Source organism: Bradyrhizobium sp. (genome assembly GCF_004799405.1).
Lineage (GTDB): Bacteria > Pseudomonadota > Alphaproteobacteria > Rhizobiales > Xanthobacteraceae > Bradyrhizobium.
In genome coordinates this window covers 1-13,045 of sequence record NZ_SSMW01000016.1, presented here as the reverse complement: position 1 = coordinate 13,045, position 13,045 = coordinate 1, and the positions used below count along the sequence as shown (strand labels likewise).

The 13,045-nt window shown below is 62.5% G+C and carries 14 protein-coding genes; 9 read left to right on the top strand and 5 right to left on the bottom strand.

Going from position 1 to position 13,045, the window contains the following annotated elements; genetic code table 11:
• Positions 1–50 precede the first annotated feature (50 nt).
• From folP to scpA, 7 genes are all read left to right on the top strand, one after another.
• Positions 51–911, top strand: coding sequence for a dihydropteroate synthase (gene folP, locus E7813_RS03230; protein WP_291570826.1), 861 nt, complete (start codon positions 51–53; stop codon positions 909–911).
• On the top strand, positions 908–1,288 hold the full coding sequence (gene folB / locus E7813_RS03225) for a dihydroneopterin aldolase (RefSeq protein WP_291570824.1): 381 nt from the start codon (positions 908–910) through the stop codon (positions 1,286–1,288). Before folP ends, folB begins: the two co-directional genes overlap by 4 nt.
• Positions 1,281–1,772, top strand: coding sequence for a 2-amino-4-hydroxy-6-hydroxymethyldihydropteridine diphosphokinase (folK, locus tag E7813_RS03220; protein ID WP_291570821.1), 492 nt, complete (start codon positions 1,281–1,283; stop codon positions 1,770–1,772). The genes folB and folK overlap by 8 nt, the downstream gene beginning before the upstream one ends.
• Positions 1,773–1,859: 87 nt before the next feature.
• Positions 1,860–3,722 (top strand): methylmalonyl-CoA mutase subunit beta, encoded by a 1,863-nt coding sequence (locus E7813_RS03215; RefSeq protein ID WP_291570819.1) that lies wholly within the window; start codon positions 1,860–1,862, stop codon positions 3,720–3,722.
• Positions 3,723–3,724: 2 nt separating this feature from the next.
• On the top strand, positions 3,725–4,189 hold the full coding sequence (locus tag E7813_RS03210) for a GFA family protein (protein ID WP_291570817.1): 465 nt from the start codon (positions 3,725–3,727) through the stop codon (positions 4,187–4,189).
• On the top strand, positions 4,182–5,264 hold the full coding sequence (locus E7813_RS03205; protein WP_291570866.1) for a tripartite tricarboxylate transporter substrate binding protein: 1,083 nt from the start codon (positions 4,182–4,184) through the stop codon (positions 5,262–5,264). The genes E7813_RS03210 and E7813_RS03205 overlap by 8 nt, the downstream gene beginning before the upstream one ends.
• Before the next feature lie 274 nt (positions 5,265–5,538).
• Entirely contained in the window at positions 5,539–7,695 is a 2,157-nt protein-coding gene (gene scpA / locus E7813_RS03200; RefSeq protein WP_291570815.1) for a methylmalonyl-CoA mutase, read from the top strand.
• 21 nt (positions 7,696–7,716) lie between these two features.
• On the opposite strand, the gene E7813_RS03195 is transcribed toward scpA, so the two are convergent.
• Both E7813_RS03195 and E7813_RS03190 read right to left on the bottom strand, forming a co-directional pair.
• Positions 7,717–8,859, bottom strand: coding sequence for a substrate-binding protein (locus E7813_RS03195; RefSeq protein ID WP_291570813.1), 1,143 nt, complete (start codon positions 8,857–8,859; stop codon positions 7,717–7,719).
• Between the two features lie 90 nt (positions 8,860–8,949).
• Positions 8,950–10,527 carry an HD domain-containing phosphohydrolase gene (locus E7813_RS03190; protein WP_291570810.1) on the bottom strand — a complete coding sequence of 526 codons (1,578 nt, stop codon included), beginning with the start codon at positions 10,525–10,527 and terminating at the stop codon, positions 8,950–8,952.
• 298 nt (positions 10,528–10,825) lie between these two features.
• Here E7813_RS03190 and E7813_RS03185 point away from each other — a divergent pair, with 298 nt between their 5' ends.
• Positions 10,826–11,143 (top strand): HPF/RaiA family ribosome-associated protein, encoded by a 318-nt coding sequence (locus E7813_RS03185; protein WP_291570808.1) that lies wholly within the window; start codon positions 10,826–10,828, stop codon positions 11,141–11,143.
• Positions 11,144–11,145: 2 nt separating this feature from the next.
• Here E7813_RS03185 and E7813_RS03180 read toward each other — a convergent pair whose 3' ends face one another.
• From E7813_RS03180 to E7813_RS03170, 3 genes are all read right to left on the bottom strand, one after another.
• Complete coding sequence (locus E7813_RS03180; RefSeq protein ID WP_291570806.1) at positions 11,146–11,331, bottom strand: hypothetical protein; 186 nt, start codon at positions 11,329–11,331, stop codon at positions 11,146–11,148.
• Between the two features lie 313 nt (positions 11,332–11,644).
• Complete coding sequence (locus tag E7813_RS03175) at positions 11,645–11,818, bottom strand: hypothetical protein (protein ID WP_291570805.1); 174 nt, start codon at positions 11,816–11,818, stop codon at positions 11,645–11,647.
• A gap of 196 nt (positions 11,819–12,014) precedes the next feature.
• Positions 12,015–12,209 carry a hypothetical protein gene (locus E7813_RS03170; protein ID WP_291570802.1) on the bottom strand — a complete coding sequence of 65 codons (195 nt, stop codon included), beginning with the start codon at positions 12,207–12,209 and terminating at the stop codon, positions 12,015–12,017.
• 201 nt (positions 12,210–12,410) lie between these two features.
• Here E7813_RS03170 and E7813_RS03165 point away from each other — a divergent pair, with 201 nt between their 5' ends.
• Entirely contained in the window at positions 12,411–12,674 is a 264-nt protein-coding gene (locus E7813_RS03165) for a hypothetical protein (protein ID WP_291570801.1), read from the top strand.
• The last annotated feature ends 371 nt before the right edge of the window (positions 12,675–13,045 follow it).

Here is a 13,045-nt window from a genome sequence, read left to right as displayed (position 1 = left end):
GGTGCGCCCGGCATCTTGACTCCCGTGCATGGACCGCGCAAAGCGACCGCATGATCGCGACCACCTCCAGACCCGTCCCGGCAGCCACCCCGGCAGATCATCCGCTGCTGCGGACGCTTTTGTCGCGGCCGTATCCCGCCGTGATGGGGGTCCTGAATGTCACGCCGGATTCGTTTTCCGATGGCGGACAGTTTATCGCCCCCGAGCGCGCGCTGGCGCAGGCGCGGCGCATGGTTGCCGAGGGCGCCGACATCATCGACATCGGCGCCGAATCCACCCGGCCCTATGGCGGCGCGCAACCGGTCCCGGCCGAGGAAGAACTGAAACGTCTGCAGCCGATACTGGCGGACGTGGTTTGCCTCGGGGTTCCCGTATCCATCGACAGCATGAAGTCCGCCGTCGTCGGCTGGGCGCTGGGCACCGGCGCCGCCATGGCCAACGACGTCTGGGGCCTGCAGCGCGACCCCGACATGGCCGGATTGCTGGCGGCGCGCGGCTCGCCCGTGATCATCATGCATAACCGCGACCGCGCCGACGCCAATCTCGATATCATGAAGGACATTGCCGACTACTTTGCGCGCTCGCTCGACATCGCGGCGAAAGCCGGCATTTCATCCGACAATATCGTGCTCGATCCCGGCATCGGTTTCGGCAAGACTTCCGAGCAGAGCATGACGGCGCTGGCCCGGCTTGGCGAACTCGCCGTATTCGGCCTGCCGCTGCTGGTCGGCGCCTCGCGCAAGAGCTTCATCGGCTCGGTCACGCCGTCGGAGCCGCATCAGCGTCTGGGCGGTTCGATCGCGGCACACCTGATCGCGGCAAAGGCCGGCGCCCGGATCATCCGCACCCATGACGTCGGGGAAACCGTACAGGCGCTGCGGATCGCGGCGGCCATTTGGGACAGGCGATGACCGATACCATCTTCATCACCGGCGTCGTCATCCATGCCCGTCACGGCGTGATGGAGCACGAGACCGAAGTCGGGCAGCGTTTTGTCATCGATCTCGAATTGTCGGCTGATTTGTCGGAATCCTCGCGCACCGACCGCCTCGCCGATACGGTGTCGTATTCCAACGTGGTCGCAAGCGCGACCTCAGCCTTCAAGAATGCCAATTACAAACTGCTGGAACGCGCCGCCGGTGCGGTTGCCGACGCGATATTGGCGGCGTTTCCCCGCGTCAGCGCCGTCAAGGTCACCGTTCACAAGCCGCACGCGCCGATCGCGGCGATCTTCGAGGATGTCGGCGTGGTGCTGACGCGCACGCGGCAACCGCCGTCCTGTGGCTAGAGTCCTGATCGCGCTTGGCGGCAATGTCGGCGACGTCCGCGCGACGTTCGAGAAGGCCATTTCCAATATCTGCGGCATGACGCAGGGCGCGCTGCTGGCGCGCTCGTCGGATTATTCAACCCCGCCTTGGGGCGACGAACAGCAAGCCCGCTTCGTCAATGCCTGCATCGAAATCGAAACCGGCCTCGATCCCCACGCGCTGTTGTTCACGCTGCACAGGATCGAAGCGAAGTTCGGCCGCGATCGCACACGCGAAACGCGCTGGGGTCCGCGCACCCTCGACCTCGATTTGATCGCCTACGACGATGTTTCGATTCAAAAGCCGGAACTGACGCTGCCGCATCCGCGCGCATTCGAGCGCGCTTTCGTGCTGGTGCCGCTGGCGGAAATCGCGCCCGACCGCCTCATCGCGGGACGCCGCGTGGCGGCCGCGCTGGCACAGCTATCCACCGACGGCATCGAGCGATTGCCCGATCTTGGCTAACCAAGCCGGAAACAACCGTTTGGCTTGGCGGTCGGCCCGTGGCAATTTCGAGCCAATGGCAAGAACGGCCTGGGAGCGACCCGCCGAATGACCTCTGCGAATGACGAGACGCAATTTGCCGCCGATTTCGCGCCGGCGAGCTATGACGACTGGCGCAAGCTGGTCGACGGCGTGCTGAAGGGCGCGCCGTTCGAGAAACTGGTCGGCAAGACCTATGACGGGTTGAGGATCGAGCCGATCTACCAGCGCGCGCATGCGGTACCGATCGCAGGCCGCCCCGCGGCGGCACCCTGGCGGATCATGCAGCGGATCGACCATCCGGATGCGGCTGATGCCAATGCGCAGGCGCTGCATGATCTGGAAAACGGCGCCACCGGGCTGACGCTGGTTTTCGCCGGCGCCAACGGCGCCTATGGCTTTGGGCTGGAGCCGAGCGCGGAAGCGATCGACAAGGTCTTGCAAGGCGTCTTCATCGACGCCGGCATTTCGATCGAACTTGAGGTCGGCCCGCAGTCGCGGATGGCTGCCATTCATGTCGCCGAGTATGTCAAGCGCAAGGGCGTTTCGCCCGCGGCCTGCGATATTCGGTTCGGTCTCGATCCGATCGGCGCTTGCGCGGTCTGGGGGTCCAGTCCCTACGCCTGGCCCGAGATCGTGCCCGCGGTCACCGGCGCCATCAAGGCTCTTGCCGCGATGGGATTCAAGGGTCCGTTCGCGCCCGCCGACGGACGGGTGATCCATTACGCCGGTGGATCGGAAGTGCAGGAACTGGCGTTCGTGCTGGCAACCGCCCTCGCCTACCTGCGCGCGCTCGAGGGCGCCGGCATCGCACTCGAAGATGCCCGGGGCATGATCTATGCGCGGCTTGCCGCCGACGCCGACCAGTTCCTGACCATGGCGAAATTCCGCGCGCTGCGGCTGTTGTGGACGCGCATCGAGCAGGCTTGCGGCCTTGCGCCGAAGCCATTGTTCGTCGCCACTGAGACCGCCTGGCGGATGCTGACCCGGCGCGACCCTTACGTGAACATGTTGCGCGCGACGGTGGCGGTTTTCGCCGCGGGCCTTGCCGGCGCCAACGCCGTCACCGTGCTGCCGCATACGCTGGCGCTGGGCTTGCCCGATCCGTTCGCGCGTCGCGTGGCGCGCAATACGCAGCTCGTGCTGCTGGAAGAATCCAACCTCGCGAAAGTGTCCGATCCCGCCGCCGGTTCCGGCGGCGTCGAGACCCTGACGCAGCAGCTTTGCGAGGCGGCATGGCCGCTGTTCCAGGAGATCGAAAAAGCCGGCGGTATCTTCGCAAGCCTTGAGCAAGGTCTGATCCAGCGCAAGGTCGCTGCGACGCGAGCTTTGCGCGAGACCGACATTGCCCGGCGCAAGCAGGTGCTGACCGGCGCCAGCGAGTTCCCCAATCTCCACGAGGTGCCGGTCGCGGTGCTGGATGCAAAACCGGTTGAGCTTGCGCCCTACGGCGAAGCCAGGATCGCATTCGATGCGTTGGCGCCGATGCGGCTCGCCGAGCCGTTCGAACGTTTGCGCGACACGTCCGACCAGATTCTCAAATCCACCGGCGCGCGGCCGAGGGTATTTCTCGCCAATCTCGGCACACCCGCCGACTTCACCGCGCGGGCGACCTTTGCCAAGAGCTTTTTTGAGGCCGGCGGCATCGAGGCTGTCGATACCGAGGGATTCACCGATCCGGCGGCGCTTGCCGTTGTGTTTGGGACTTCCGGCGCGCCGCTGGTCTGCCTGTGCTCCTCCGACAAAATCTATGCCGCACAGGCGGTGGCCGCTGCACGAGCCCTTCAAGCCGCAGGGGCAAAACAAATCTATCTGGCGGGCCGCCCCGGCGAACTGGAAGCAGCGCTCCACGCCGCCGGCATTAGCGATTTCATCTTCGCCGGCGGCGACGCGCTGGCGACACTGCAACAAGCCTACCGGCGGATGGAGTGACCATGACATCGCAGATGAAACCCGTCCTGACCGGCGGCTGCCAGTGCGGCGCCATCCGCTTTGCGCTGTCGGCCGCACCGGTAAAGGTCAGCATCTGCCATTGCCGGATGTGCCAGACGGCATCCGGCGCGCCGTTCGCATCCTTTGCCGATATCGAACGCGGCGATTTCACCTGGACCCGCGGCAAGCCGGCCGCGTTCCGCTCCTCCTCCATCGCCGAGCGCGATTTCTGCAGCCAGTGCGGCACGCCGCACAGTTTTCGCCGCATCGACGGCCCGCGGATCGAGATCATGACCGGCGCCTTCGACCGCCCCGACCGGCTGGTGCCGAGCCGCCAGTATGGAACCGAATCCCGGCTCGGCTGGGTGGTGGCCATCGCCAACCTGCCGAGCCAGACCACGCTGCAGAATTACGGCCCCGAAAAGCTTGACGGCATCGTTAGCCACCAGCATCCGGACCATGACTAGAACCGGGATCGCCATCGATCAGATATCTTGCAATGCTCTCAGGCGTCGGCGTCGTCCGATAGAGGGATTTCGTGTGAAGAGACTTTTTTGTGTGAAGAGACTTGCGCAAATCTCGCCATCGGCGGCCGGCGTTTTCCTGATTTTGGCTTTGTTGCTCGCGGGCCTGGGCGAGGCTCGCGCCGCCTGGCCCGAGCGCACCATCACCATCATCGTTCCGTTTCCCGCTGGCGGGCCCAGTGATCTGCTCGGCCGGCTATTGGCAGCAGAGCTGGCGCCGAATTTGAAGCAAAACGTCATTGTCGAAAATCGCACTGGCGCAGTCGGCAATATCGGAATTGCCGCCGCTGCCCGCGCCGAGCCGGATGGCTATACCCTGTTGGTCGTCACCAACGTTGTACTGATCAATCCGAGCGTATCCAGGGTCAGCTATGATCCGCTCAAGGATTTGGCGCCGATCGCCTATCTCGGCGCCGCACCCAACGTCATCATCACCCGGCCGGCCTCCGGCATTGCTAGCATCGCCGATCTCATCTCCCGGGCAAGAGCAGCTCCCGACAAGCTCAATTACGCCTCGCCTGGTGTCGGCAGCGTCTCGCAGCTCGCAGTCGAGCTCTTGAAATTGCGTGCCAATATCGGCATCACGCATATTCCGTTCAACGGCGCAACCCCGGCATTGCAGGCCGCACTTGCCGGCACCACCGATATTGGGTCGATCTCCATTGCCGGTTTGATCGGCTTTATTCGCTCCGGCGAATTGAAAGGCCTGGCACAAACCGGCAGTGAGCGCTGGTTCGATCTGCCTGATGTGCCGACTATGGGCGAAGCGGGGATTCCGAATGCGGTGGTCGAAACCACGCAGATGTTTTTGGCGCCGGCCGGAACCCCGGGGCCGATCATCGCGCGTTTAACCGAAGAAACCCGGGTCATCCTGCAAAACCCCGACATCAAGGCCAAAATGCTCAACGCCGGTTTTATGGTGAAATATGAAGGTCCCGAAGACCTGCATTCGCGCATGGTCCGTGAAATTCCAATGTGGAAGGAAATCGTGGAGCGCGCTGGCCTCGAAAAGAAATAGCGTTTGCGACATGCCGACCGCATCGATTCCAGCATCACTGGTAGCGAGCGCCGATGAAGTGATCGAATAGCGCGACTACTTCCGGGGTTGGCGCTTTTCAGACCTCTCGCCATATCCCACTTGAGTCCACAAATGCGCACCAAAGCGGACGTCCGCCGACCGCTCTGAATTATGGGTTCACGCCCGGCTGGGTCATGGAATGACGCTTGTGAACGGGCTATGATAGGTTCGATATCGAACCCGGTCCCGTCATGTCCGGGGTAAGAGGCGCGAAATGAGCCGCATACCGAACTTTGCGAATATCGCCTTCGAAAACACCGCCCGCACTGAACCCGCCGGCGGTGCGGAGCCATGGCTGACGCCCGAAGGCATTCTGGTCAGACCGGCCTATGGCGAAGCCGACCTCGAAGGCATCGATTTCCTTCAGACCTGGCCCGGCATCGCGCCGTATCTGCGCGGCCCCTACCCCACAATGTATGTCAACCAGCCCTGGACCATCCGGCAATATGCCGGCTTCTCCACCGCGGAAGATTCCAACGCGTTCTATCGCCGTAACCTCGCTGCCGGGCAAAAAGGCCTGTCGGTCGCGTTCGACCTTGCCACCCACCGCGGCTACGACTCCGATCATCCGCGCGTCACCGGCGACGTCGGCATGGCCGGCGTGGCGATCGATTCGATCTACGACATGCGCACGCTGTTCTCAGGCATCCCGCTCGACCAGATGAGCGTGTCGATGACCATGAACGGCGCTGTGCTGCCGATCCTCGCGCTGTTCGTCGCCGCCGCCGGGGAACAGGGCGTGCCGCCGGAAAAACTCTCGGGCACCATTCAGAACGACATTCTGAAAGAGTTCATGGTGCGCAACACCTACATCTATCCGCCGGCGCCCTCGATGCGGATCATCTCGGATATCTTCGCCTACACCTCGCAGAAGATGCCGAAATACAATTCGATCTCGATTTCCGGCTATCACATGCAGGAAGCCGGCGCGACGCAAGACCTCGAGCTTGCCTATACGCTGGCCGACGGCGTCGAATATCTGCGGGCAGGTCTGGCGGCCGGTCTCGACGTCGACCGCTTCGCGCCGCGGCTGTCGTTCTTCTGGGCTGTTGGCATGAACTTCTTCATGGAAGTCGCCAAGCTGCGCGCGGCAAGGCTGCTGTGGGCTAGGCTGCTGAAGCAGTTCAATCCGAAGGATCCGCGCTCGCTCAGCCTGCGTACCCATTGCCAGACCTCGGGCTGGTCGCTGACCGCGCAGGATGTGTTCAACAATGTGATGCGCACCACCATCGAGGCGATGGCGGCGACCCAGGGCCACACCCAATCGCTGCACACCAATGCGCTCGACGAGGCGCTGGCGCTGCCGACCGACTTTTCGGCGCGGATCGCCCGCAACACGCAACTGTTCCTGCAGCAGGAGAGCGGCACCAACAGGATCATCGATCCCTGGGGCGGCTCCTATTATGTCGAGCGGCTGACCCACGATCTCGCCGTCAAGGCCTGGAGCCATATCAGGGAAGTCGAGGCGCTCGGCGGCATGGCCAAGGCGATCGAGGCCGGCGTACCCAAATTGCGGATCGAGGAAGCCTCCGCCAAGACGCAGGCCAGGATCGACGCCGGCAAGCAGGCCGTGATCGGCGTCAACAAATACAAGCCGGTCAACGAAGCCCCGATCGACGTGCTCAAGGTGGAGAATTCCACCGTGCGGCGGCTGCAGATCGACAAGCTCGCGCGGCTCAGGAAAGAGCGCAACCAGAAGGACGTCGACGAGGCGCTGGCGGCATTGACCCGAAGCGCCGGCGAAGGCAACGGCAACCTGCTGGCGCTGGCGATCGATGCCGCGCGCGCCAAGGCCACCGTCGGCGAAATTTCCGATGCGATGGAAAAAGTGTTCGGTCGGCACCGCGCCGAAATCAAATCCATCACCGGCGTCTACAAGCGGGAGGCGTCCACCATGTCCAACCGGGTCGAAAAAGTGCAGGCGCTGATCGATGCGTTCGAGGACGCCGAGGGCCGAAGGCCGCGCATCCTGGTCGCCAAGATCGGTCAGGACGGCCATGACCGCGGCCAGAAGGTGATTGCCTCGGCCTTTGCCGATGTCGGCTTCGACGTCGATATTGGGCCGCTGTTCGCCACCGCCGAGGAGGCGGCGCGGCAGGCGGTCGAGAACGACGTGCACATTCTCGGGCTGTCGTCGCTGGCGGCCGCCCATCTCACCGCGGTGCCGGAACTGAAGGCGGCGCTGAAGAAACAGGGCCGCGACGACATTATGATTATTATCGGCGGCGTGGTGCCGCCGCAGGACTACGACGCGCTGTACAAGGCCGGCGCCGAAGCGATCTTCCCGCCGGGCACCGTGATCGCGGATGCCGCCGAAGAGCTGATCCACAAGCTCAATGCTCGGCTGGGGCATAGCGAGGCGGCGGAGTAGCTCTGCCGGCCGAACTATCGATCAGACGGCAGCGCGCGTCCTGCCGGTATCGGCAACGCCCGGGACTTTGGCCTCGTTCGGATCGATGACGCCGAGACTCTTGACGATCCTGAAGGCGCCGTTGCTGGCCTGGCCGATGTACATGTTCATGCGGACATGATGCTGACCGGGGACCATTTCGGCCGGACCGCCCGGTCCTTCGGCGATCTTGGCGTGATCGAGCGCCTTGATGACGTCGTCCTGCCGGAACGAGCCGGCCTCTTTCACCGCCGCCGCCCAGAGCATCAGGCCGCGGTAAAGTCCCGAACAGGCACTGCCTCCCGTGAACTGCGCGTTGTCTGGATAAAGCTTGTTGTAGCGGCCGAGCAGCTTTTGACTGAAGGGATCGCTGACGCTCTGGTAGTAGTCGAGGCAGCTGTACAGGCCCTCCACGTGCGCGGCCGGCACCAGGCTCAACAGGTTCTCGTCGAAATAGGTGCAGACGATCCGTCCGCCGCGCGCGCTGAAGCCGGAGTTGTAAAGCTGCTCCAGGAAGGGCAGTAGCCCGGGCGGGACGATGGTATTGAACACGACCTCGGCGCCGCTCGACGCGATCTTCTCGACCGTGCCGGCGTAGTCCATGTGATCGAGCGGGAAATACTCTTCGCCGACGATCGCGCCACCGTTGGCGGTGACGACCTGGCGGACCTTCTGGTTCAATACACGGGGCCAGATGTAGTCGGCCGACGGCAGGTAGAATTTCTTGGCGCCGGTCTGTTGCATCAGCCAGGGAATCAGCGGGTCGACCTGCTGGGCCGGCACCGGCCCGGTGCAAAAGATCAGCGGGTCGGATTCCTGGCCCTCATATTGCTCCGGATAGATGTAAAGCTTGCGGCCCTTGACCACGGCGGGACCCTTGATGGCCTGCCGCGTGGAGCTGTAGATGCCGCCGAAGATCACATCGACCTTGTCGTACTGGACGAGCTTGGTCGCCTTCGCTTCCGCGACGCTGTCGATGGTGGCGCCATCCTCGAGATACAGATCGAGCCGCCGCCCCAAGAGGCCGCCGCCGGCGTTGATGTCGTTGATCACCATCTTCGCCACATTGGCGTTGGCGATGCCCATAAACGACAGCGGGCCGGTCTGCTCCGCGATGACGCCAACCTTGATGGATGATTCCGTCATGGCTTTCTCCCTTGATGTGCCGCGGCCGGATGGCGCGGTTCATGCCGGGAGAATGGCGGCAACCTTGCGCCGCCACATGGGGTGGATTCCCTATGCCGCGGATATTCCGTGCTGGATCATGCCTCGCTCGAGGGCGTAAAGGGCAGCACCTGCCCGCGTGGTGACGCCGATCTTGGAATAAAGGCTCTGGATGTGGTTATCGGCGGTCTTGGGCGCGATCTCGAGTCGGCGGGCGGCTTCCTTCGCCGTATGCCCGGCTGCGATCAATTGCAGGACCTCGATTTCGCGCGGCGTCAATCCGGACGGACGCTCGGCGGCATTCCGGCGGGCCGGCTGGCCGGCGCTCGCGAGCACTGCTTCCACGGCATCAGGGCATAGTTTTCCTTCCCTGACGGCGCCCCGGAGCTTTGACGCCGCTGCCGCATCGCTCAACGCAGGCCTGTGGGGCCTCGCCTCCCGCGCGGTCTGAAAGGCTTCGGCCGCCGCAAGGATGCGGGCGGCGGGCGAAAGGTCGGGCGCCTTGGCGTAGCGGTGATAGCCGCTGCCATCGAGTCGCTCGTGATGACGCAGGACCAGTGCCGCAACGGCTTTGCCGTCGCCGCCCAGCGGCGAAAGCGCGCGCTCGCCGTGGTAGGGATGAAGCCGCGCTGCATCCGTTTCGCGTTCGGTGAGTGCATTGGGTCTCATCCAGGTCGAAACCGGGATCGCCAGTTCGCCGATATCGTGCGTGTAGGCCGCCCACCGCACCGCGCGAATGTCGGCGGCGGGAAGCCCGACGCGCTTGCCGGCCGCTTCCGCAAGGGCGGCGACCGCACGGGAATGACCGAACGTGAAGGGCATCCTCATGTCGATCATATCGGCGATCGCGAGATAGGCCTGCTCGCAATCCGTCTCGTCGAGCATCGCATGGGGCAAAGGCTCGATCGCCAAAATGGTCTCGCGGTCGACGGGTCCGTCCAGCCCCACCATCAGTTGTTCGCAATGGTCAAGAAAAAGCTGCGCCATTTCCGTCTCGTAGCCGCCGCCGGCGCGCTCGGCGATCTTCGCCGTCATGGTCTCGTATCCATGAAGATCGCTCAGCGCGATGGCGTCCTGCGCCAGCGTCACCAGGCGGACCGGAAACTTCACCGCGTCGCCCGAGAGGCCGCGCGGCAACCCCTTGCCATCCCAGCGCTCATAGATCTGCCCGAGGTTTTCGCGGATGTCCTCCGGCAGGCCGATCCGCTCCGCTATCCTCTGTGCAACCTCGCAGTGTCCCGACAGGATGGGGATATTCACCTGCGGCCCCTCTGCGAGCCCCTGCTCCACCGCCTTGGCCAGTTCCTCAGCCGATGCGCCGGCCAATTTTCGGGTAATGGCCCGCACGAAGATCTCGACGAATTCGGCCCTGTTGCCGATGTCGATATAGTGAAGCTCCCTGCGCAGGGTGATTTCGTCGCCCCACGCCGCCGCCAGCAGATGGGTGTCGGCATTGCATCCGATGTAGCGCAGCAGCGCCTGATGATAGACCTTGCGCCGCATATTTTCGTCGAGGCCCGCCACTTCGGCAAAGCGCATCGCCAGCACGCAGGAACGAAGTGCGAAATCCCGCGAGTGCCCCGTGGCCAGGTCCGTTGCATAGGCCAGCGTCATCAGAAAGTCAGCGCGTCGAACCAATGGTCCCGCCATTTGGTATTGTCCCCCCGCCGCAACGAGCGGCAAGTTTATCCCAAATTCGGCATCTGATGTGAGTCCTTCAAATGGGCAGGCGTGACGATCGACCGCAGGCAGCGGAGGACAACGCAACAGCCTCTGGAACTCGCGTCGTTGCCGTCCTGGACGCGGGCGCTACTGACACCGCTCCCGGATCACGCCAACGCAACAGCGGGCCGCTTACCCAATCGTCAAAGGGTGCCGGACTATTGCAACCATTCAGCCCGACACGCATTTGCATGGGAAGCTAAACCCGAACGCTGGAAGGAGCAAAATGCAAATCGCCCCAGAGATCACCTTCGAAGGTTCGGAATCATCCGATGCTGCTCGCGCTCAAATAATGCGGGAAATAGATCGATTGGAAACCCATAATCATCGTATTACAGGTTGCCGCGTGAAAGTGATCGCGCCCAGTCACAAGCATCGCCACGGCACCGGATTTCAGGTCCACATCTGGTTGACGATTCCGCCGCACGAAAACATCGTCGTGGACCAATCAGCGTCAAATGACGCGCGGCACGAACATGCTCAAGTAGCGATAAAAGACGCTTTCGCGGCTGTTCGGCGTCAAGTCGATGCCCTTGCGGCTTGAGATCAAACCCCGTTGCTGCGCGCGACTAGACTGGCCTCGGTTGCGATCTGTATCGTCCGGTGACCGAACATTTCGACGGCATACCGGCAATGCCCCACCTCATCCGTCAAAATCGCGACTATTGTTCCTTGGGCGTGATTGCTGAATGCTTGATCGACCTTGTCACCAACTGCGAATTTGGAAGCCATGGCGAATCCTCCAACCCATAGGCTTTGCGTCCAGTCAGGTTTAAGTGAGGCTTCTTTGCGATCCATAAGATCGTCCAGTCGGTTTGAAGGCGCTCAATTCGCCGTGATCAGGTATTTAGGCGACCTCAACGAGGTGCAGCGCCCTCAAGGGTGAGCGCCGTGGCCATCACCGCCGTCGAACGGTCGTCACCTGGCAATGGGCGTTGCTTCACTTCCGCCATCGAGGGTAAATCGGACATGGCCCATTCGGGGAGGCATGTCGCCTTTTGACCCTTAGCGGAAGTCGCCCCTAGAGGTCGGAGAAACTGCTATTTCATTTACCATCAAACCTCGCAATCCTGCGGGCGTGTTCCCATAGCTCGACATTATGACCGTCGACCATTTGTTCGGCGCGTTTTCTCGCGTCGTCGTCGTCAGCGCAGTTGAGATCGACAGCTTTAATGTGATGACCGTCGCGGCCAATAAGATATGCTCGATAGTGCGTCATAACCGGTACTCCCTTATTAGGCGGGAGCATGCAGCACTCTCTGTCACCGATAACTACCGAAGGGTCGGGCGATGATAGAAACAGTTTGCTCCGGCTTTATGTTCAGAACGCGACCCGATACCCCGACGGGCCGGTGGACGGCATGGCGATTCTCCATATGTGAAAGGCCCGGCAATGAGCCGGGCCTTCTTCTTATTTACTTCTGCTGTTGGCTCTTCGCGTGGGCCTGATCAGTTTGCTTGCTTGCACTCTGCGAATGCTGCTGAGCACTCTTCGAATGCTCCATACCCTTTGCGTGATCGCCCTTGCCGTGTTGCTCAGCGGCGGCGCGGTGAGACTTTGCCGCGTTTTCGTGAAGTTCGGCGGCTTTGTTGTGATCGCTATTCGCCATGTGAGGTTCCCTAAATTCAGCTCCCAGCGCGCGACAACACGCCATGCTCTACGCCGTTCCCAGTTGTCACGGAATGGTGTGGCCGGGCTAGTTGTTTCATTTGGAACCGCGAGCAGGTTTCGTCGGATGAACAGCGGTCTTTGGAACCGGATGCGGCTTCCTGCATTGGCTTTGCGAGGAAAGCTACCAGAGGACTGAACGATGAAACTCGCTATAGCTTTTATTACCGCTGCTGGACTGGGCCTGGCCGCTCCGGCGTTTGCGGAGGATGCGCATATCGGCGTTGGCGTGGGTCCGGTAGGTGCCGGCGTAACCGTAGGCTCGGACTACCACGATCATGATCGCGATCGCGATCGCGACCGCACCACGATCATCAAGAAAGAGGAACCGCGCGAGCAGACCACCATCATCAGGAAAGAGCGTGAAGAGCCGGACACCAGGGTGATCGTGCACGACCGCGACTAATCGGATGGGTTCGGACGAGAAAGGCCGCTCACACGGGGCGGCCTTTCGTTTGTCTGAATGTCCGGTCCGGGTAGTTCCAGTCAAAAAGCCGAAAGAGCCGTGGGCAAGAAAACACCGATAGCCGGTCGAGTCGGTCGCACCCGCTGGCCGCACCCTTAGGTTTTTTCCGAATTTCCGAAAAATAGCTTGACGGCCTTCCCAAATCAAATCTATATCCATTCTCGTCCCGCCCACAGAGGGGCGTTGCGCAACGTCATCAACGCGCGGCGGGATGCGGTGGACGCGGATGGCGCTTTGACGAATGCGCCTGAGGCGGACGGCGAAGTCGTGTGGTCCTGACACCCCGACGCTGGTGTCAAGTTTGCGAAAGG

Excerpts from the sequence above, each read along its gene's own strand:
- folP (WP_291570826.1), top strand. The coding sequence starts at position 51 with ATGATCGCGACCACCTCCAGACCCGTCCCGGCAGCCACCCCGGCAGAT.
- folB (WP_291570824.1), top strand. The coding sequence starts at position 908 with ATGACCGATACCATCTTCATCACCGGCGTCGTCATCCATGCCCGTCAC.
- E7813_RS03215 (WP_291570819.1), top strand. The coding sequence starts at position 1,860 with ATGACCTCTGCGAATGACGAGACGCAATTTGCCGCCGATTTCGCGCCG.
- E7813_RS03210 (WP_291570817.1), top strand. The coding sequence starts at position 3,725 with ATGACATCGCAGATGAAACCCGTCCTGACCGGCGGCTGCCAGTGCGGC.
- E7813_RS03205 (WP_291570866.1), top strand. The coding sequence starts at position 4,182 with ATGACTAGAACCGGGATCGCCATCGATCAGATATCTTGCAATGCTCTC.
- scpA (WP_291570815.1), top strand. The coding sequence starts at position 5,539 with ATGAGCCGCATACCGAACTTTGCGAATATCGCCTTCGAAAACACCGCC.
- E7813_RS03195 (WP_291570813.1), bottom strand. The coding sequence starts at position 8,859 with ATGACGGAATCATCCATCAAGGTTGGCGTCATCGCGGAGCAGACCGGC.
- E7813_RS03190 (WP_291570810.1), bottom strand. The coding sequence starts at position 10,527 with ATGGCGGGACCATTGGTTCGACGCGCTGACTTTCTGATGACGCTGGCC.
- E7813_RS03185 (WP_291570808.1), top strand. The coding sequence starts at position 10,826 with ATGCAAATCGCCCCAGAGATCACCTTCGAAGGTTCGGAATCATCCGAT.
- E7813_RS03180 (WP_291570806.1), bottom strand. The coding sequence starts at position 11,331 with ATGGCTTCCAAATTCGCAGTTGGTGACAAGGTCGATCAAGCATTCAGC.
- E7813_RS03175 (WP_291570805.1), bottom strand. The coding sequence starts at position 11,818 with ATGACGCACTATCGAGCATATCTTATTGGCCGCGACGGTCATCACATT.
- E7813_RS03170 (WP_291570802.1), bottom strand. The coding sequence starts at position 12,209 with ATGGCGAATAGCGATCACAACAAAGCCGCCGAACTTCACGAAAACGCG.
- E7813_RS03165 (WP_291570801.1), top strand. The coding sequence starts at position 12,411 with ATGAAACTCGCTATAGCTTTTATTACCGCTGCTGGACTGGGCCTGGCC.